Here is a 17,798-nt window from a genome sequence, read left to right on the forward strand (position 1 = left end):
ATTATAAACTAATTATTATTCAAAACTAAACCTTTGTCAACTATTTCCTTCACTTTTTTTGAAACAATTTCAGCCAAACAGTCGATAAATGCAGATTGTGCATTCGGCATACTTGGTCTAAAATATTTGGCATTTAATTCATCAGTTACAACTTTACATTCATAATCGTTGTCATATAAAACTTCTAAATGCTCCGCTACAAAACCAACTGGGCAATATATGAAAGATTCGTACCCATGCTCTGCATATAAATCTTTCGTTAAATCTTGCACATCTGGACCAATCCATGGATCAGGAGTATTCCCAGCACTTTGCCAACCGATTGTATAGTTTTGAATATTTGCAGCTTCTGCAATTAAATCTGCCGTATGCTTTAGTTGTTCTACATATGGGTCTCCTGCTGCAATAATCTTTTCTGGCAAACTATGCGCTGAGAAAATTACGACTGCTTTCTCTTTATCATCAATTTCTGTAAACGTTTCTTTTATTCGGTCTGCCCAATACGAAATAAATTTCGGTTCATCATACCATTGTTCAATTGGTTCAATAACAGGACCACCGATTTCTTTTGAAAGATGAATAGCACGATCATTATACGCTTTAATGCTAAATGTAGAATAGTGCGGTGCTAATACGATACTAATCGCCTGCTCAATTCCATCTCGCTTCATTTCCTCTACAGCATCTTCTATAAATGGCGCAGTATGTTTTAAACCTAAGTAACAAGTAAATTCATACTCTGTAAATATGTTATTCATTGAATCTGTTAATTTATGCGCCTGCTCTTTCGTAATTTTTGCAAGCGGCGAAATTCCACCAATCGCTTTATAGCGCTCAATTAAATCTTCAAGCGCTTCTTCTGACGGCTTACGCCCGTGACGGATATGTGTATAATATGCCTCTACATCGTCTAATGATTCTGGTGTTCCATACGCCATTACGAGTAAACCTATTTTTTTCTTTGTCATCTATATAACACCTCAATTTTATAAATGAGAATCCTTTTCAGAACGTTTGTTTCCAATTATAACAAGCAATAATAAGTACGTCAAAATAATAATTCTAATTAAGTATTATTTATAAGGTGATTTTGAATTTTATATGACAATTTCTTTAATAAAAAGCGACTTACATAATTGTAAGCCGCTTTTCCCTTATTCCTTAATATTTACCCCATATTCTTTAAACCAAACGTGAATTTGTGCTAAATGAGCTAAAAGCTGTGGCCCAGTCATCAATTGACCAAACCATGGTGTTTGAAATGCACTGCCACCAGACTGAATTAATCCGTTCAACTGCTCTTTATCAAACAATTCGTGTAAAATTGAACCTTTATCCGTTAATAGATTTTGAAGCCATACTGTTACTGCTTTTGTATAGTGTGGATTGTGCGTTTTCGGATAAGGACTCTTCTTTCTATATAAGATGTCATGTGGAAGTACATCTTCTAACGCTTTACGTAATAGACCTTTTTCGCGGTTTTTATACATTTTCATTTCCCAAGGAATATTCCACGCATATTCGACAAGGCGATGATCTGCAAATGGAACACGTACTTCTAAACTTGCCCCCATACTCATGCGGTCTTTTCTGTCTAATAATGTTGTCATAAACCATACCATATTTAAATAAAATAATTGGCGTCTTTTTGCTTCTAGCGGACTTTCTCCCTCTAAAATAGGAACTTCTTGAATCGACTCTTCATAGCGCCTTTGTACATATTGTTGTAAATTTAATTTATTTCTCCATTCTTTCTTTAGCAGTTGTTCACGTGCTTCTGTAGAGCGCATCCACGGAAAGGCACTCGATTGTAAATCATCTTCTCTATAAAACCACGGATATCCACCAAATATTTCATCTGCACATTCCCCAGATAAACCGACGACAAAATCTTGTTTAATTTCACGACAAAACCATAATAATGACGAATCGATATCTGCCATACCAGGCAAATCACGAACGAGTACTGCTTCAGTTAAATACTCTGCTAATTTTTCATTCGAAATGACGCAGCGATGATGGGTTGTTTGAAATGTCTCAGTCATTAAATTAATAAACGGAGCATCTGAATTTGGCTGGAACGCATTCGCTTTAAAGTATTTGTCATTATCTTCGTAATCAATAGAATACGTGTGTAATTGCCCTTTTCCTGATCTCTCGTATTCTTTCGCTGCGATAGCTGTAATAGCGCTCGAATCTACACCACCTGATAAAAAAGTACATAGTGGTACATCAGAAACAAGCTGTCTTGTAATGGCATCTTGTAATAAAAAGCGCGTTTTCTCTACTGTTTCTTCAAAAGAGTCTTCATGTTTTTTACTTTCTACATTCCAATATCTCCATATACATAAACCGTTCTTTGAAAATGTCATCGCATGACCTGGACGTAATTCTTTTATACCAGCATAAATACCATGGCCAGGCGTTCTTGACGGTCCGAGGCCGAATATTTCGGATAACCCTTCTAACGTTACTTCCGCCTTCACATCTGGATGAGCCAGTATCGCTTTTAACTCTGAACCAAATAGTAATCGCCCACTATCATATTTATAAAATAGCGGTTTTACACCTAGTCGATCTCGCGCAATAAATACTTGTTCTTTCTGTTCATCCCATACAGCAAACGCATATATACCGTTTAAATGATCGACACATTCTTCTTTCCATTCAATATAAGAAGCTAATAATACTTCTGTATCAGAATGACCTTTGAACGTATATCCTCTTCTTAATAATTCCTTTCGAATGTCTTCTGTGTTATAAAGTTCACCGTTATAGCAAATGGCGTAATTCGTTTCATCTTTTAAACAAGTCATCGGTTGTTTCCCGCCCTCAGGGTCCACAACGATTAAACGTTTATGCCCAAATGCGACATTGCCTTTAATCCAAACTTTATTATCATCCGGCCCACGTTTGGCTAACGTCTCAGCCATCTTCGTAACGACATCTCTTTCTCCTTCTAATGAGCGTTTATAATCCACCCATCCTGTAATCCCGCACATATAAATCATCCTTCCATCTTATTTCTTTTCTTGAACGTGCAGTAATCCCCACCCTAAGAGTGCGGATCAAAAAATGGAAAACTTGACGATAACCTACTATCCACATATGGAATAGCATTCTCACTCAGTAAAACGTGTTTTATTGTATGCCCACCTATGTCTAGATGTGTCTAGTTATAAAGAATGCACGAACTGTCTATAACAGGAATAACTACTTTTTATAAAGGAGAAATCATGTATGATACAACGTAACCATATTTTATATAACCAGCCCCGCGCTCATACAGTCGGTAATGTAGAATATATAAACAATGAATGGGTATTCTTTGATGATGAAAATGATGAAGCATTTTTATTAGAAGATATTGCCGAAGATGGTTTTGAGATTTTATATAACAACAACTGGCTACCAGCTCGTTTCTATGAACAAGATATATTACAAATCGCCAACGAACAGCACCACCTGCAAAACGGTGAAATGATACGTATTCGAAAAAAATTACTTCTTAGCTATAATGAATGGCTCGAGGAATTACCTGACTCTGTGTTCACATTATTAACCGAATCATTGCAATCACTTCACTACTCTTTATATGATTGCATGTATTGTCATAATTATTTATCTTTCTTACCGAAAGAGGAGTCACGCGAAGGAGTAAATATTCTTTTGTTTGATAACGAAGAGATGATCTGTACACTACAGCATCATTTCGTCCGTCACACTACATCCAATAAAAACATGTTCCGTTTTACGAAAGTAAATGGAGAAGAGTTGCATATCGATGCGACATAAAAAATAAAAACCACCTTATCTCCCAAGTCTTTGAGATTATAAGGTGGTTTTATTTTTATTTGAATACGTACCAGCCAAGTGGCAATTTCAGTCCTAAGTATAGTACTGCTACTAGCGCAACAATAAATAAGCCCCAAACCGCCCCTGTTGGTTTGTTTTTGCTCATTTTCACAAGAACCATTTCCATTCCACCGATAACTAAAATACCAGCTAACATTTTTAAGCCATACCACATGTGCATGCTACCTGTTGCTGTCTTCACAATACTCATGTACAACATGAAGCCTGTCACAATAATGATGATATACATTAGGCGAAGCCCCATATGTACACCTTTACCTTTTCTTCCTGCTGAATAAAGTGAATACGCAACGAAGAATAAAATTAAACCTAACGCCCATGCTGTAATATGCATATGTACCATCGTATCCCTTACCTCCTCTTTTCACACTTTTTCACTCTATATGATAACATGTTCATTTATTTTCAGGAAATGTTTCGCTTTTTTACATTTAAATGCTATAATATTTAGAGTATTTACAAACTTCTTGTAATAACAAAAGGGGGAACAATCATGATTCAAACTAAGGATATTATCGAACTTACAGACACATATGGAGCAAATAACTATCACCCACTTCCAATCGTTATTTCTAAAGCAGAAGGTGTTTGGGTAGAAGATCCTGAAGGAAACCGCTATATGGACTTATTAAGTGCATATTCTGCAGTAAACCAAGGTCATCGTCACCCGAAAATTATTAACGCTTTAATTGACCAAGCTAATCGTGTTACGTTAACTTCTCGTGCTTTCCATAGCGATCAATTAGGTCCTTGGTACGAAAAAGTTGCGAAACTAACTAATAAAGAAATGGTACTTCCAATGAATACAGGTGCTGAAGCTGTTGAAACTGCAATTAAAACAGTTCGTCGCTGGGCTTATGATGTGAAGAAAGTAGAAGCAAACCGTGCTGAAATCATCGTTTGTGAAGATAACTTCCACGGACGTACAATGGGTTCTGTTTCTATGTCTTCAAATGAAGAGTACAAGCGTGGATTTGGTCCAATGCTTCCTGGCATCGTTGTAATTCCTTACGGTGATTTAGAAGCATTAAAAGCCGCAATTACACCAAACACAGCAGCATTCATTTTAGAGCCAATTCAAGGTGAAGCAGGAATTAACATCCCACCAGCTGGTTACTTAAAAGAAGCTCTTGAAGTATGTAAAAAAGAAAACGTTTTATTCGTAGCAGATGAAATCCAAACAGGCTTAGGCCGTACTGGTAAAGTATTCGCTTGTGACTGGGACGATGTAACTCCTGACATGTACATACTTGGTAAAGCCCTTGGTGGCGGTGTGTTCCCGATCTCTTGTGTTGCAGCAAACCGCGACATTTTAGGTGTATTTGAGCCAGGTTCTCATGGTTCTACATTCGGCGGTAACCCACTTGCATGTGCTGTTTCTATCGCAGCTCTTGAAGTTTTAGAAGAAGAAAAATTAACAGAGCGTTCTCTTCAATTAGGAGAAAAATTAGTTGGGCAATTAAAAGAAATTGATAACCCAATGATCACTGAAGTTCGCGGTAAAGGTTTATTCATCGGTATCGAATTAAACGAGCCAGCTCGTCCTTACTGTGAACAACTAAAAGCAGCTGGTCTACTATGTAAAGAAACACACGAAAACGTAATTCGTATCGCACCACCTCTAGTAATCTCTGAAGAAGATTTAGAGTGGGCATTCCAAAAAATTAAAGCTGTATTATCGTAATAATAGAGAGGTTGTCCAACATGTTGGGACAACCTCTTTCTTTTTATATTCAATTATATTAAGATAAAATTGCAATTTTCTGTATTTTAAATTCATAAAGGAGGTGCGATATGCTACTAAGATATGGTAAACATATTAACTATTTAGCTACAGCGTTTATTTTAGTTACATTCTTTAGTTTCCTACTTTCCACAACATGGCTTCATTACTCAACTCCTACTACACTCACACTACTGAAAGCATCATTTTGGACTGCTGTTATTCTTACTATTATTGGATTTGGACGAGAAAAAAGCGCACTTGCGGTTATATTATTTGGCATTTGTACACTTGCATTAATTGGTCTTTACACTTTTGCCGTTATCGATTATCTCTATAATCCGAGACCATAGAAAAGAGCTATCTTTATACAAGATAGCTCTTTTCTCATTTCACTACATTTCGCAAAGTACCAATTCTTTCCACTGTAATGACCACTTCATCACCAGCATGTAAAAACCTCGGTGGTGTAAAACCTTTTCCGACACCAGCCGGCGTTCCTGTTGCGATAATATCGCCTGGTTCTAAAGTCATTCCTTTGCTTATCGTTGAAATAATTTCTTCTATTGAAAAAATCATTTTATTTGTGTTGGAAGTTTGCCTTACTTCTCCATTTACTACCGTTTCAATGTGTAATGCATTCGGCGTTTCAACCACCGATTTATGAATTAAATACGGTCCCATCGGACAAAATGTATCGAAGCTTTTCCCAAGGAAAAACTGTTTATGTTTTCTTTGAATGTCTCGAGCTGTTACATCATTTATAATCGTATAACCAAAAACATGCTCAAGCGCTTTTTCTTTTTTAATTTGCTTCCCTCGCTTACCAATAATGATAGCTAGTTCTCCTTCGTAATCTAGTTCGTCCGTTGCGTGAGGGTGACCATTAATTTGCTCATTTATGCCAATAACTGTTGTTGGTGCTTTCGTAAAGATCATTATATTTTCTGGAATAGACTCTACTCCGCCCATTTCTACCGCATGCTCACGATAGTTTTTTCCAACGCACAAAATATTCTTTCTTGGCCTTGGAATCGGCGCTAATATTCTCACCTCTGTTAACGGATAATACGCCGCTTCTCCGTTCTCTTTTGCCCAATTTACAATTTCACATACTTTCTCAAAACATTCAGTCCCTCTTTCAATACACTCTAACATTGTAATAGGGATTGTAACCTTTTCCCCTTTTTGTCTTTGCGCTTCTCTTAAGTGTAATACCTTTTCTTCTTCTTCATCCACAATACCTACAAATACCTTTTCTTCTTTCTTCGCCGTTACAAAACGCAATATTTCCACTCTCCATCCTAAAACTCATGCCCTTTAATTGTATTCGCATCCGCAAGAAAAAAACCTTCTCATGCACGCTAATTTTTACAATATTCTTCTCGCATCTTATTCGTTACTTATTCATTATTTAGCATAAAATGTAGAAATTTTACTTTTTTTAGCGAAGGCATTTCTTTTTTATGATTTTTTTGTATAATATGTACTACATATATACTAAAAATTTCATTTAGAGATGGAGCCGATTTCAATGTTTGAGCAAGCTATTGAAAAAAAACGTGAAAAAATGATCTATTTTGCTGAACGCTATGGAATGACTTCTCAAAGAACAGTGGATTGTAGCCAAGAACTGGACAGGCTCTTAAATGTAATTTGTCATGTACATACGGATTTACACCCTACTCAAACGTTCAACACACACACGCAATAACGCGTGTGTTTCTTTTATTTCAAAAAAACACACATTTTATTGGAAACGCCCATACAATAGTAGAAAAGAAAATTTTAAAAACGAAGGGTGTTTTGTATGCCAGCTATGGTCGGACATATTCGTATCGTCAATATTGGATCAAGTGGTATTTTTCATATTGGAGATGTATTTGCGATTAGGCCTATTAGTTACTCACGTGCTTTCGCCGGGGCCGGTTCTTTCAACGTTGGAGATAATGTTTCTGTCTACAATTATCAAAGTGCAACGACTGTCAATGATTCAGATGTAATCGATCAAGCGATAATTGGCTCAACTTAAAGGAGGCAATTGAATTGAATTTTTATGTAAACCAAAGTATCATCATCAACAGTATTAAAATTGATAGCATCACAACCTCTTCTGTATTCCAAATTGGTACTGCCGGAAGTATTAAAGCCCTATCTAAATTTTCAAATACAGGCGGATTTACGGAGCCACTTCGCCCATTACAGGCAAAAGGACAAATTATTTCTATCAAACCATCAACTAGTTCTTCTTAAGACATCCTTGTCATAAATATATAGCAGGAATATTTTTACCCTCCCTATTGAAAAGGAGGTTTCACAAATGAATCAAGATATATATACTTACTTACACCAACTCCAACAAGCTCTTCAAACACAACAAGCAGCCATCCTGAATTTAGAAGATCAAGTGCGACAACTCCAAGAAGAGCTTAACGAATTAAAAAATCGCCCCTCCTCTTCTGTAGGAAAAGTGGAATACAAATTCGATCAATTAAAAGTCGAAAACTTAAATGGTACTTTAAATATTGGTTTAAATCCATTTTCAGCAAAAGGACAACAAATTGAAGATTTTCAAGTTGATACAGAAACATTGAAGGTAAATCCTGAAACCGAAACAAACCCAGACTTTTATCAAGGTATCCTTCAAGAAATGCATCGATACTTAGATGAAGAAGCATATAATCGTATTCTACATTTTGAACAAGAAGAGAGAACACCGCTTGATGAAATGTATCGACAAATGATGGTGGATGACATAAAAAAACAGATGGAGCATCGACTCCCTTATTATTTATCACAAGTTCAATCATATGAAGGTATTTCAACAGATCCAGATTATTTACGAGATATCATTATTCAGGCAATGAAACAAGATATTGACAAAGCCTTTCTCTCCTTTATTCAGCACATACCGGGAAATTTCCGAAAGGAGTAAGTATGTATGAACCTTAACGTTGTAAACCGTGAGTTAAAAGTCGGACAGATTAAAATGAACGGTGTATCATCGTCCGCACTCTTTTTAATTGGAGATGCAAATCTCCTCATTCTATCTTCTATTCTCGATACACCATTTGAAACAGTTACAGAGGGTCCATTTGTACCATTAGTAACAGATGTCCCTCCTACTCCAGGTTAAGGAGACTGAGAAATTATGTTGCATCATGTGTCCATTGTCCAAAATGTTTCTATTATTTCTTTAGGGATTACTGCCGTATTGCAAGTTGGAGATGCAAACCAAATGGAATTAAAAAGTAGAGCTCTTGCCGTCCACCGTGAAATTCCTTGTTATATAAGGGGAGAAGGTCGTTTTGATGCTTTTGAAATCTTTACAGATGAACACATTACAATTCCAAAACGAACGACAGATGTAAAATTAAATATTGTAAATGAATGCCCTTTTATTGAAGTTAATAACGTTGAATTACGGACACTTTTAAATTCTGGTTGCTTTCAAATTGGAAATGTTGATTATGTTTTTAATAACTCTCGTATTATGCAAATCCGCCAATATATTACAGATGAACCTTCCGCACAATAATTCATATAGTAATTAAAAAGCTTAGTAAAGTAGGTGGATGGTATGCCTTCGGTTGTAGGAAATCTCGTCGTTCAAAACAGTAACGGCTCTTTCAACTTAGGAGATTTTTATAACGTGTCTCCGAAAGAAAACACGAAAGCCTATAATGGATCTGGAGCTTCCAATGTTGGGTTTGTTGTGAATACTTTTAGCGGTGTTAGTGCAACAAATACGTTTGATTCTGATGTGGCAGATCAAGATCAGATTGGAACAGCTTAAAAAAAGTAGGAGATATTCTCCTACTTTTTTCTTTTATCTAATTCAAAATTATTAAAATGAAATTTTAATAATTTTGAGCTTTACTGTCCACAAATAGTAGTATAAACAAGTAAGTAGTGAAGAGACACTATTTCGTTTTATTTAAATGATAACCCGCTCTCCTCCAAAGCCTTTCTAAGCTTCGGCAAAGACGCAGGTCCCATACCATGCAATTTTAAAATTTCTTTTTCACTATATTTTGAGAGTTCTTCTACAGTTTGAATTCCATGGTGTTCTAATGCCCTTCTTGCTGGCGCTGAAAGAAGAGAGAGAAAGCCCTCTTTTGGCTTTCTCTCTTTCTCACAGGTTGGGCAAGTTGGACAATCGCTACTTTTATAGTACTCGTGTCCCTGTTCACAAGTTCTTAACGTTTTTTCCGTTACCATTTTCAAGCCCCTCTATTCTTCAATATTTACAACGTGATTACCATCAAAGAAGTATAAACATTTCTCTTTCACAGGATGTTGTAAGCTTTTTTCGAGTGCTTTTGCATATAACGAAAGTTGCACTTTATATCGATCTTCTAAAATTGGTTTTGCTTGTTCGAATCCGCCTGGGAATTTCCCTTCAATCGTATCTGTTTTGAAGTCGATTAACGTAATGCCATCTTCCTCTTCAATCATGCAGTCGATAACCCCTTGAACAAGAATCGTTTCTTCACTCTTCCCTTGCCAATCTTGATATGCTTCTTCTGCTGCAAGCATCATCGTAAATGGTACTTCACGCTCTACACTTTTTGCCGCTAATACCCTTTTACCTAAGTCACTGTCAAAGAATGAAATTACTTTTTCAATTGCTATTTCTTCCGCCTGCTCGAATGTTAATAATTCCTTATTTACCATTCCCGCGATTTGTTCTTGTAGCGTTTCGGCCGTAATCGGTTTCTTCAAATCTACATGCTGCATAACGGCATGGACTGCTGTTCCACGCTCTGCGTACGTTAACCCTTTTTTCTCCATAAAGCGCGGACGTGTTTTAATTGGTACACGTAGTTTTTTAATAAAGGCGTTATCGCTACCTTCTTCAGATTGATAATTTCTCTTTATTTCTGTAACAGATTGCTTCGCACGATGAGATGTCGCATCCTCATATCCGTACTTCCATAGTAATCTGTCGTACACTTCTTCTTTCCGTTCACTTTGCAGGGGAACAGCCTTTTTCTCACGAAGCGCTTCTAACAATTCTTGTTTCTCTTCTTGAACTGGCTCTGGTGCAAGAAGCGTGTTACCGTCCACAACTTCTACTTTCCAGCTAGTGTCATACCCGTAAATTTCATCCGGAATACTTCCTTGTCCTAATTCAAGAAGCATTTCACTATCACGGTGTCTATATAATGAAGGTGCAATCCAGTCTAAATAACAAGACGCTCCAGCACGTATGTGATCTGGTAATAACCATTCACTATGTTCCCTCGCATCAAGCCATTTTTCCATTTCCTTATTTGCATCCTTAACTGTGCCGATTAAAATTAACTTCTCTTTCGCACGCGTCAATGCTACGTATAGTACGCGCATTTCTTCCGCAATTAATTCCATTTTCATTTTACGCTTAATCGCAAGCTGTGATAATGTTGTATATTTAATTCGTTTACGCGGATCGATAAATTGCGAACCGAAACCGAAATCTTTATGCAATAAGAAACGTTTCATTAAGTCTTGTGTATTAAAACGACGACCGAGTCCAGCTACAAATACAACTGGGAACTCTAACCCTTTACTTTTATGAATCGTCATAATGCGAACAACGTCTTCTTGTTCACCGAGAGCCCTCGCCGTACCCATATCATCACCGCGTTCTAAAATACGTTCAATAAAACGTAAGAAGCGGAATAATCCTCTAAATGATGTTGCTTCATATTGTCTTGCACGGTCATATAGTACGCGTAAGTTTGCTTGTCTTTGCTTTCCTGCTGGTAAACCGCCAACGAAGTCGTAATAACCTGTCTCACCGTACACTTTCCAAATTAAATCAGAAAGGGATTGTTGACGGGCAAATTCACGCCATCCTTGCAGTAAATTATAAAACCACTCTAATTTATCATGAAGTTCTTGCTCTTCTTCAAGCGGTGCTCCTTTTAAGAACGAGCTCATTACTTCATAAAATGACCCTTTCTTCCCATGAGCACGAAGCGTCGCAAGGTCTTCATCATTTAGTCCCACAATCGGTGAACGAAGTACAGCTGCAAGCGGAATATCTTGCATCGGATTATCAATAACGCGGAATACGTTCATCATAATATTTACTTCTGTCGCTTCAAAATAACCCGTCGCAAGGTCAGCATATACTGGAATTCCTTGCAATTTTAACTCTTCCATAATTTGCGGCGCCCACGGCATCGAGCGGAGTAAAATAACGAAATCACGGTATTGTACAGGGCGCATACTATCCGTTTTACGATCATACACTTCATAACCTGAATCAACCATCGCTTTAATACGCTGCGCCATAAGACGAGCTTCTAGCTGTGCTTTTTCGACTTCTGCACCTTCTTCACCGTCTATTACTTCTTCTTCCGTTTGCTGAATACATAATAGCTCTGCCGCTACATCTTCACCTTCTGGATAGCTAGCACCTAGCTTTAATTCAGCGTCAGCATCGTAATCGATTTCCCCAACTTCTTCGCCCATAATTTGTTTGAAGATGAAGTTCGTTCCTGCTAGCACTTCATGACGACTACGGAAATTTTTCGCTAAGTCAATCTTCATTCCGCCGCCCGATCCTTCTTGCGTAAAGCGTTTATACTTTCCTAGGAATAAGCCTGGTTCGGCTAGTCGAAAACGATAAATTGACTGCTTTACGTCGCCAACCATGAACAAGTTTCCTTCACTCTCAGAATCTTTCGTTACAAATTTAATAATGGATTCCTGTACAAAGTTCGTATCTTGATATTCATCGACTAACACTTCAGCAAATTTATTACGATATTGAAGCGCTACTGCTGAAGGATTCATTTCACCATTTTCACTTTGTTCACTTAAAATTTGTAAACAGAAATGCTCTAAATCTGTGAAATCGACCATTCCTTTATCTCGCTTCATCGCTTGGAAACGCTCTGTAAATACTTTTACAAGTTGAACAAGCTTTTCTAATACTGGGTGCATATCTTGAAAATCTCGTAAGAAACTTTCAGGTTTGCGGCTAAATAACTCTTCTTGTAATTTCTTCACTTCATCTTTCGCTTTATTACGAAGAGAGTCTACTTGTTTTACAACATCTTCATTGTAATCACTTTTCTTAATACGCTTTAACGTTTGCCACGATACGTTTTGCATCGCTTCATACAAACTTGTCCACGACTCACGAGCAGCTGATGATAGCGTTCCAAGTAAAACTACATCTGCTTGCAGAGTTTCAATGCGAGGCGCTGGACCGTCAGGAAGCATCGCGAGTTCAGTTGCCTTACGAATATGCTGTTCCGCTGTTTCAAGCTGGAATTTCACATCTTCTAATAAATAAGAAGCATATACTAAATCCTCAATTGTCTTTCCTTCTACGTCATATGCTTCTACTAATTTATCAAGCCATTTTTCCGGATTTGGATGCGCTCTTGATTCTGTATGAAGCGCTAAAATCATACGTTGTAAGTCATCATCACTACGGTCACTCGTATAACGATCAACGAGTTCAAAGAATATCGTATTATCTTCGATGCCATACTCTTCTTCTAATATGTCATCTAACACTTCTTCTTTTAACAATTCATTTTCTGTTTGATTCGCAATACGGAAACGAGGATCAACATCAAGCATGTAGTAATATCCTCTAATAACTTGTAAACAGAATGAGTGAATTGTTGAAATGGAAGCTTTATTTAATAGGCTCAGCTGCTTTCTTACGTGTTGAGAGCCTGGTTCATCAATTAATACCTTTTCTAACGCTTCCCCGATTCGGTTTTTCATCTCTTGCGCTGCTGCATTCGTAAATGTTACAACGAGCAGGCGGTCGACATCGACTGGGTTCTCTTCATTAATAATCTTTTTAATAATACGTTCAACTAATACTGCTGTTTTCCCTGATCCAGCTGCAGCCGCAACTAAAATATCACGTCCGTTCGCTACAACAGCTTTCCACTGGTCATCTGTCCATTGACTACCTTCTGGTTTTTTAGGCCAATTTTCTATCATTCTCCGCCAACCTCCTCTCTTATTTTCTCCATCGCTTCGCTATCTTTCATATCTTTTAACGATCGGAACTGATTATCTTCAAGTGACTCATCAAATTGACAAACAGATTTGAAGTTACAGAACGTACATGCTGCTTTATTTCCCATTTTATAAGGAGCAATATCGATAACACCTTCTGTAATATCTTTTCCGATATTTTCAAACGTATGGTGTACATATTTTTGCAGTACGTTAAACTCTTGCTCACTTGCAATACTTGAACGCGCACTAAAGCTACCGTCTTTTTTCAGGCCAGCAGAAATAATATCTGAGCTTCCTGTTGAAAGTTTGTTATCCATTAAACGAACAACGTCAGCATCTCCTAATACGAGTCCTTTCATTTTAAATTTCTTTAAAATTTCTTTTTCAATTTCAGCTTCAGATGCGTCACCTTTCATCTCAACGATTGGGTTATGAATATGGAAATACAATACACCAGCTGGTGATGCTGCGTGGCCTTTTTTCATCCACGTCTGTGCATTCGAAGTAACGACATCTAAATACGTTAACATTTGAAGTGCTAATCCGTAATACACTTCCGTTAAATCTAACGCTTTTGAACTTGATTTATAATCAATAATACGTAAGAACGTCCCGTTTTCATCTTCTGCCTTATCAACACGGTCAATACGGCCGACCACTTCCATCTTCACACCATTTGGTAATGAGAATTCCATCGGCGGAAGTGATCCTGTACCACCCATACCGAACGGCACTTCTAAATCAACTGGTACGAATCCGCTTGACTTCGCATGTTCACGAAGAATGATTGACGTACGGAAAATGATTTGTTGTAGTTTTTGTTTTAAATAGAAATGACGGTTTGAGCTTAATAAAATTTGTCGTTGTAATAACGGCGCAATTTCTTCTATTACTAAAACAGAAAGATGCTCACACTCTTTTATAGATAAATCCGCCCAAGTACGGTTTTCACGCAATAACTTGTCCGCAATTTTCTTTAATGCCGCATGGAATAATTCGCCGATGTCTGGCGCATCAAGCTTAAAAATATCACGCTCTCTAAGCGATAAACCGTGCTGCGCAAAATGAGCGTATGCACAACGATTAAATAGTTCCATACGAGAGACGCTTCCTTTAATTATATCTCCGTATAAATCTCTACTTACTGCTGTACTTAGTTTCTTCGCACGATTTCGATAGAATAAACTTGATAAGACGCGGCTACTTTTTTGTTTCCATTCATCTGAAGTTACGTAGAAATTATATACGTCCCACCAAAAGTCTAAATTTCCTTCAAATCCGTATCGCTTCCACGTTTGTAGTTGCTGCATAACGTAAGATAACGTTACTTCTGGCGTTGCTACATATGAAATTTGTTCTGAACGTGATAAATCATTTACATCATTCGTAATAAATGAATCTTTCACATTAGGGAACATTCTTTTTATTTTCTTAATAAAGCTAGACGCAAGTAACGTCTTTCCTTCTTCATCTGCAAGCGGGCATGAAATGTATAACTTCTCAGATGCTCTCGTTACCATTTGATACATAACGAACTGTTCTTCTAACAAAGTTTGTCTCGTCGTTGGCGCTAATTCAATCCCTGCCGCACCAAGAACTTCTCTTTCCTCATCAGAAAGCATACCTTCATCCATAGGTGCTGCTGGAATGACACCCTCATTTACACCTATAATAAACGTTGCTTTCACGTCAGATAACCTGGAGTGATCAATATTAGCAATTAACACTTGGTCTAATGACGGCGGAATGTTAGCAAATTGAAGTGCCTCAAGACCTGTCGACATAACGTCAGTAAACATAGAAAGAGACATTTTCTCTTCCCCAAGCATCTCTACAAATGTATCAAGAAGGCTCATTACTTCTTCCCATACTTGTTCATGATCTGTCGCAAATAAGAAATCTCCACTTTCTTCTGCACGTATACGTAATTCTTCTAGTTTCTTCGGAACATCCAGTTCTTCTAAAAACAAGTAAACTGCTTCACACATTTGCATAACTGTTCCTGCACGCTTTAACCTTTTTTGCATGCGAATAACAGGTGTTCTTACAACGTCACGTAGCCTATTTATTTTCTCTTCCATTTCACGTTCACTGTCTGTAATCATCCCGTTCGTATCATCAAGAGAACGATAACGGCGATACATCCATGGATCTTCAGCAGTCCATCTCTTTCCTTGTACACCGTACGCTAAACAGTAATTTTCAAATTCATCCATTTCTTCACGCATCACTTCTTTTCTTACGTCTAATGGATATAAAAGCTCTGTTTTCACGCAACGGAACACCGCATCATAACGCCAATTCCCACTAATAATCTCGAGTGCAGAACGAATACATTCTACCAATGGGTGGTGTGACATCGGGCGCTTTTCATCGATGAAGTGCGGGATATTGTAATCTGTAAATAACGTTCGCATCACATCGTAATAACTTTCCCCATTACGAAGAAGCACTGCAATATCTCGGTAACGATATTTTTCATCCGCAACAAGTTTACGAATTTCACGAGCAACACCTTCTACCTCCGCTCGTAAATTCGCAGCTGTACTAATCGTTACACTCGCTTCACCGTTAAATTTTTCATTCGGACGCGCTTCATAATGAGCTTCTAAATGCGCTAATGCTGGAGAATGAAAACGCGGCTGTTCCATAAGTGGAATTGTTTTTTCAATTTCTATTTTCTCTTCACGCGCTACTTGTTTTATTTTTTCATACGTTAACGTCGTTTCATAAAATAAATCGAGTTCATTTACTGGCTGTGCTAACGTTTTTTCATCTATCGTTAACGGGATCGTAACTTTCGCTCCGCAAATCATAAGCTGTCTTACAATCTCTAACTCTTGCGGGGAAAATGAATGAAACCCGTCTATATAAATTTCCGCACCATTTACATATTCAGACTGCGGAAGCTTTTCCACTAGCAATTGCAGGTAGTCTTCTGAATCTAAGTATTTTCCAATTAAAGCACGTTCAAAATCATCGTATAGTAACTGTAAATCATACACTTTATTCGCTAGTAACTTTTGTTCGGCACTGCTACTATGCGCATCTAATTGTTGCCACATTTCATATACGTTAGATGGCGTTACATTGTAACGTTTAAACTCCGCGATCATACTGCCAAGATGTTCAAAGAAACCATTTTGCTCCGCTGCTTTTTGGAACACCGATAATCCATCTTTACGAGACTCTACAATTTTACGGAGTAACATATGTACACCAGCTTCATCAATATGAAGACGACTCGCTCCGCCAACTTCTTGCAGCACCTTCCACGCTAATCGTGAAAAACTAAAAACTTGTGCCCGAATAGAACCTCTTACATCCTCACTTCCAATTAACGCCTGCTGCGTCTGGAATGTCATCTGTTCTGGCACAAGATATAATATTGTTTTCCCTCTCGGGCGCTGTTTTAACTCTTCTTGCACTTCACGTAAACAAAGTGTACTTTTTCCACTTCCCGCTCTACCAATCACAAATCGAAGTGACATGTAACCCCACCTTTCACTTACATAACGAACGTTAGTTTGCTACTATAATTGTATTATAGTACACGAAAAAAGACAAACTGAGTTGTTTGTCTTTTCTATACTTCTACTTCATTATATCAACCTTTTGAAAAATTCGTTTGTACCTCTTGAATTGGCCAATATCGCAAATCAACTTTACCGACGACTGTATCAGCTTTTACAAAGCCAAAGTGTCTACTATCCCAGCTCCCGAGCCGGTTATCACCTACTACAAAAATAAACCCGGGTGGCACCAGCTTTTCTTTCGTTAACTCTTCTAATGTAAAGTCGCCTGTTAGTTGCCTTCCATTTATCTCTTTCTTATACTTCTCTAGATACGGCTCATCAATAAATTGTCCATTTATATATAACTTATCATGCTTATATTCAATATGATCTCCAGGTAAACCGATAATTCGCTTTACATAGTCCTCTTTTTTATTCGCATGAAACACCACAACATCAAATCTGTTCAAGTCCCCAACTTGATAACTCACCTTATTTACAACGAGCATATTGCCATCTTGCAATGTCGGCATCATTGACTTCCCCTCTACAACATACGTTGAAAAGAAAAACGTTCGAAAAAATACAGCTAATAATACACCAATTAAAATTGTTCGTATCCACTCTATGCCTTCTTTTTTCAAAGTTTTCTTCATCTGCTTCTCCCCTTATCCTTTAATACTGAAGCTTTCCTTTACAAAGAA

General features: G+C 37.5%; 18 protein-coding genes. 10 read left to right on the forward strand and 8 right to left on the reverse strand.

What is annotated here, in order from left to right:
- Positions 1 to 8: 8 nt before the first annotated feature.
- Both hemH and asnB read right to left on the reverse strand, forming a co-directional pair.
- Positions 9 to 968 carry a ferrochelatase gene (hemH, locus tag CQ064_RS03650; RefSeq protein ID WP_000162620.1) on the reverse strand — a complete coding sequence of 320 codons (960 nt, stop codon included), beginning with the start codon at positions 966 to 968 and terminating at the stop codon, positions 9 to 11.
- A 186-nt stretch (positions 969 to 1,154) separates the two neighbouring features.
- On the reverse strand, positions 1,155 to 3,002 hold the full coding sequence (asnB, locus tag CQ064_RS03655) for an asparagine synthase (glutamine-hydrolyzing) (protein WP_000333991.1): 1,848 nt from the start codon (positions 3,000 to 3,002) through the stop codon (positions 1,155 to 1,157).
- 238 nt (positions 3,003 to 3,240) lie between these two features.
- Between asnB and CQ064_RS03660 the strand changes: the two genes are divergently transcribed.
- Positions 3,241 to 3,795, forward strand: coding sequence for a DUF2777 domain-containing protein (locus CQ064_RS03660; protein WP_000616066.1), 555 nt, complete (start codon positions 3,241 to 3,243; stop codon positions 3,793 to 3,795).
- A 55-nt stretch (positions 3,796 to 3,850) separates the two neighbouring features.
- On the opposite strand, the gene CQ064_RS03665 is transcribed toward CQ064_RS03660, so the two are convergent.
- Positions 3,851 to 4,219: a YisL family protein gene (locus CQ064_RS03665; RefSeq protein ID WP_000233495.1), complete on the reverse strand. Its 369-nt coding sequence runs from the start codon at positions 4,217 to 4,219 to the stop codon at positions 3,851 to 3,853.
- A 150-nt stretch (positions 4,220 to 4,369) separates the two neighbouring features.
- On the opposite strand from CQ064_RS03665, the gene rocD reads away from it, so the two are divergent.
- Positions 4,370 to 5,560 carry an ornithine aminotransferase gene (gene rocD / locus CQ064_RS03670; RefSeq protein WP_000616660.1) on the forward strand — a complete coding sequence of 397 codons (1,191 nt, stop codon included), beginning with the start codon at positions 4,370 to 4,372 and terminating at the stop codon, positions 5,558 to 5,560.
- Positions 5,561 to 5,670: 110 nt separating this feature from the next.
- The gene (locus CQ064_RS03675; RefSeq protein ID WP_000926859.1) at positions 5,671 to 5,952 is read left to right on the forward strand and encodes a hypothetical protein; all 282 of its coding nucleotides are present in this window, start codon (positions 5,671 to 5,673) and stop codon (positions 5,950 to 5,952) included.
- Positions 5,953 to 5,986: 34 nt separating this feature from the next.
- On the opposite strand, the gene CQ064_RS03680 is transcribed toward CQ064_RS03675, so the two are convergent.
- Positions 5,987 to 6,886, reverse strand: coding sequence for a fumarylacetoacetate hydrolase family protein (locus CQ064_RS03680; protein WP_001213080.1), 900 nt, complete (start codon positions 6,884 to 6,886; stop codon positions 5,987 to 5,989).
- 247 nt (positions 6,887 to 7,133) lie between these two features.
- On the opposite strand from CQ064_RS03680, the gene CQ064_RS03685 reads away from it, so the two are divergent.
- From CQ064_RS03685 to gerPF, 7 genes are all read left to right on the forward strand, one after another.
- Positions 7,134 to 7,313 carry an aspartyl-phosphate phosphatase Spo0E family protein gene (locus tag CQ064_RS03685; RefSeq protein WP_000462857.1) on the forward strand — a complete coding sequence of 60 codons (180 nt, stop codon included), beginning with the start codon at positions 7,134 to 7,136 and terminating at the stop codon, positions 7,311 to 7,313.
- Between the two features lie 96 nt (positions 7,314 to 7,409).
- Entirely contained in the window at positions 7,410 to 7,631 is a 222-nt protein-coding gene (gene gerPA / locus CQ064_RS03690; protein ID WP_001111187.1) for a spore germination protein GerPA, read from the forward strand.
- A 14-nt stretch (positions 7,632 to 7,645) separates the two neighbouring features.
- On the forward strand, positions 7,646 to 7,852 hold the full coding sequence (gerPB, locus tag CQ064_RS03695) for a spore germination protein GerPB (protein WP_001012508.1): 207 nt from the start codon (positions 7,646 to 7,648) through the stop codon (positions 7,850 to 7,852).
- Between the two features lie 67 nt (positions 7,853 to 7,919).
- Positions 7,920 to 8,534 carry a spore germination protein GerPC gene (gerPC, locus tag CQ064_RS03700; RefSeq protein ID WP_001070761.1) on the forward strand — a complete coding sequence of 205 codons (615 nt, stop codon included), beginning with the start codon at positions 7,920 to 7,922 and terminating at the stop codon, positions 8,532 to 8,534.
- Between the two features lie 6 nt (positions 8,535 to 8,540).
- Positions 8,541 to 8,735: a spore germination protein GerPD gene (gene gerPD / locus CQ064_RS03705; RefSeq protein WP_001052807.1), complete on the forward strand. Its 195-nt coding sequence runs from the start codon at positions 8,541 to 8,543 to the stop codon at positions 8,733 to 8,735.
- A gap of 15 nt (positions 8,736 to 8,750) precedes the next feature.
- Positions 8,751 to 9,137 carry a spore germination protein GerPE gene (locus tag CQ064_RS03710; RefSeq protein WP_000902329.1) on the forward strand — a complete coding sequence of 129 codons (387 nt, stop codon included), beginning with the start codon at positions 8,751 to 8,753 and terminating at the stop codon, positions 9,135 to 9,137.
- A 42-nt stretch (positions 9,138 to 9,179) separates the two neighbouring features.
- Positions 9,180 to 9,395, forward strand: a complete 216-nt coding sequence (gene gerPF / locus CQ064_RS03715) for a spore germination protein GerPF (RefSeq protein WP_001141570.1) — start codon at positions 9,180 to 9,182, stop codon at positions 9,393 to 9,395.
- Positions 9,396 to 9,532: 137 nt separating this feature from the next.
- On the opposite strand, the gene CQ064_RS03720 is transcribed toward gerPF, so the two are convergent.
- The 4 genes from CQ064_RS03720 to lepB all read right to left on the reverse strand — a co-directional run bounded on the left by CQ064_RS03720 (position 9,533) and on the right by lepB (position 17,750).
- Complete coding sequence (locus tag CQ064_RS03720) at positions 9,533 to 9,820, reverse strand: RNA polymerase alpha subunit C-terminal domain-containing protein (RefSeq protein WP_000255723.1); 288 nt, start codon at positions 9,818 to 9,820, stop codon at positions 9,533 to 9,535.
- A gap of 12 nt (positions 9,821 to 9,832) precedes the next feature.
- Positions 9,833 to 13,558 carry a helicase-exonuclease AddAB subunit AddA gene (gene addA, locus CQ064_RS03725; RefSeq protein ID WP_000572301.1) on the reverse strand — a complete coding sequence of 1,242 codons (3,726 nt, stop codon included), beginning with the start codon at positions 13,556 to 13,558 and terminating at the stop codon, positions 9,833 to 9,835.
- A complete protein-coding gene (addB, locus tag CQ064_RS03730; protein WP_000058585.1) occupies positions 13,555 to 17,070 on the reverse strand; it encodes a helicase-exonuclease AddAB subunit AddB in 3,516 nt (1,171 codons plus the stop codon). The genes addA and addB overlap by 4 nt, the downstream gene beginning before the upstream one ends.
- Before the next feature lie 116 nt (positions 17,071 to 17,186).
- Positions 17,187 to 17,750 carry a signal peptidase I gene (lepB, locus tag CQ064_RS03735; RefSeq protein ID WP_000751897.1) on the reverse strand — a complete coding sequence of 188 codons (564 nt, stop codon included), beginning with the start codon at positions 17,748 to 17,750 and terminating at the stop codon, positions 17,187 to 17,189.
- Positions 17,751 to 17,798: the final 48 nt, after the last annotated feature.

Origin of the sequence: Bacillus sp. MYb78 (genome assembly GCF_002975115.1) — a bacterium.
GTDB classification, from domain to species: Bacteria; Bacillota; Bacilli; order Bacillales; family Bacillaceae_G; genus Bacillus_A; species Bacillus_A cereus.

What these genes read in the sequence shown, in the direction of transcription:
- hemH (WP_000162620.1), bottom strand. Translation starts at nt 968, where the DNA reads ATGACAAAGAAAAAAATAGGTTTACTCGTAATGGCGTATGGAACACCA.
- asnB (WP_000333991.1), bottom strand. Translation starts at nt 3,002, where the DNA reads ATGTGCGGGATTACAGGATGGGTGGATTATAAACGCTCATTAGAAGGA.
- CQ064_RS03660 (WP_000616066.1), top strand. Translation starts at nt 3,241, where the DNA reads ATGATACAACGTAACCATATTTTATATAACCAGCCCCGCGCTCATACA.
- CQ064_RS03665 (WP_000233495.1), bottom strand. Translation starts at nt 4,219, where the DNA reads ATGGTACATATGCATATTACAGCATGGGCGTTAGGTTTAATTTTATTC.
- rocD (WP_000616660.1), top strand. Translation starts at nt 4,370, where the DNA reads ATGATTCAAACTAAGGATATTATCGAACTTACAGACACATATGGAGCA.
- CQ064_RS03675 (WP_000926859.1), top strand. Translation starts at nt 5,671, where the DNA reads ATGCTACTAAGATATGGTAAACATATTAACTATTTAGCTACAGCGTTT.
- CQ064_RS03685 (WP_000462857.1), top strand. Translation starts at nt 7,134, where the DNA reads ATGTTTGAGCAAGCTATTGAAAAAAAACGTGAAAAAATGATCTATTTT.
- gerPA (WP_001111187.1), top strand. Translation starts at nt 7,410, where the DNA reads ATGCCAGCTATGGTCGGACATATTCGTATCGTCAATATTGGATCAAGT.
- gerPC (WP_001070761.1), top strand. Translation starts at nt 7,920, where the DNA reads ATGAATCAAGATATATATACTTACTTACACCAACTCCAACAAGCTCTT.
- gerPD (WP_001052807.1), top strand. Translation starts at nt 8,541, where the DNA reads ATGAACCTTAACGTTGTAAACCGTGAGTTAAAAGTCGGACAGATTAAA.
- CQ064_RS03710 (WP_000902329.1), top strand. Translation starts at nt 8,751, where the DNA reads ATGTTGCATCATGTGTCCATTGTCCAAAATGTTTCTATTATTTCTTTA.
- gerPF (WP_001141570.1), top strand. Translation starts at nt 9,180, where the DNA reads ATGCCTTCGGTTGTAGGAAATCTCGTCGTTCAAAACAGTAACGGCTCT.
- CQ064_RS03720 (WP_000255723.1), bottom strand. Translation starts at nt 9,820, where the DNA reads ATGGTAACGGAAAAAACGTTAAGAACTTGTGAACAGGGACACGAGTAC.
- addA (WP_000572301.1), bottom strand. Translation starts at nt 13,558, where the DNA reads ATGATAGAAAATTGGCCTAAAAAACCAGAAGGTAGTCAATGGACAGAT.
- addB (WP_000058585.1), bottom strand. Translation starts at nt 17,070, where the DNA reads ATGTCACTTCGATTTGTGATTGGTAGAGCGGGAAGTGGAAAAAGTACA.
- lepB (WP_000751897.1), bottom strand. Translation starts at nt 17,750, where the DNA reads ATGAAGAAAACTTTGAAAAAAGAAGGCATAGAGTGGATACGAACAATT.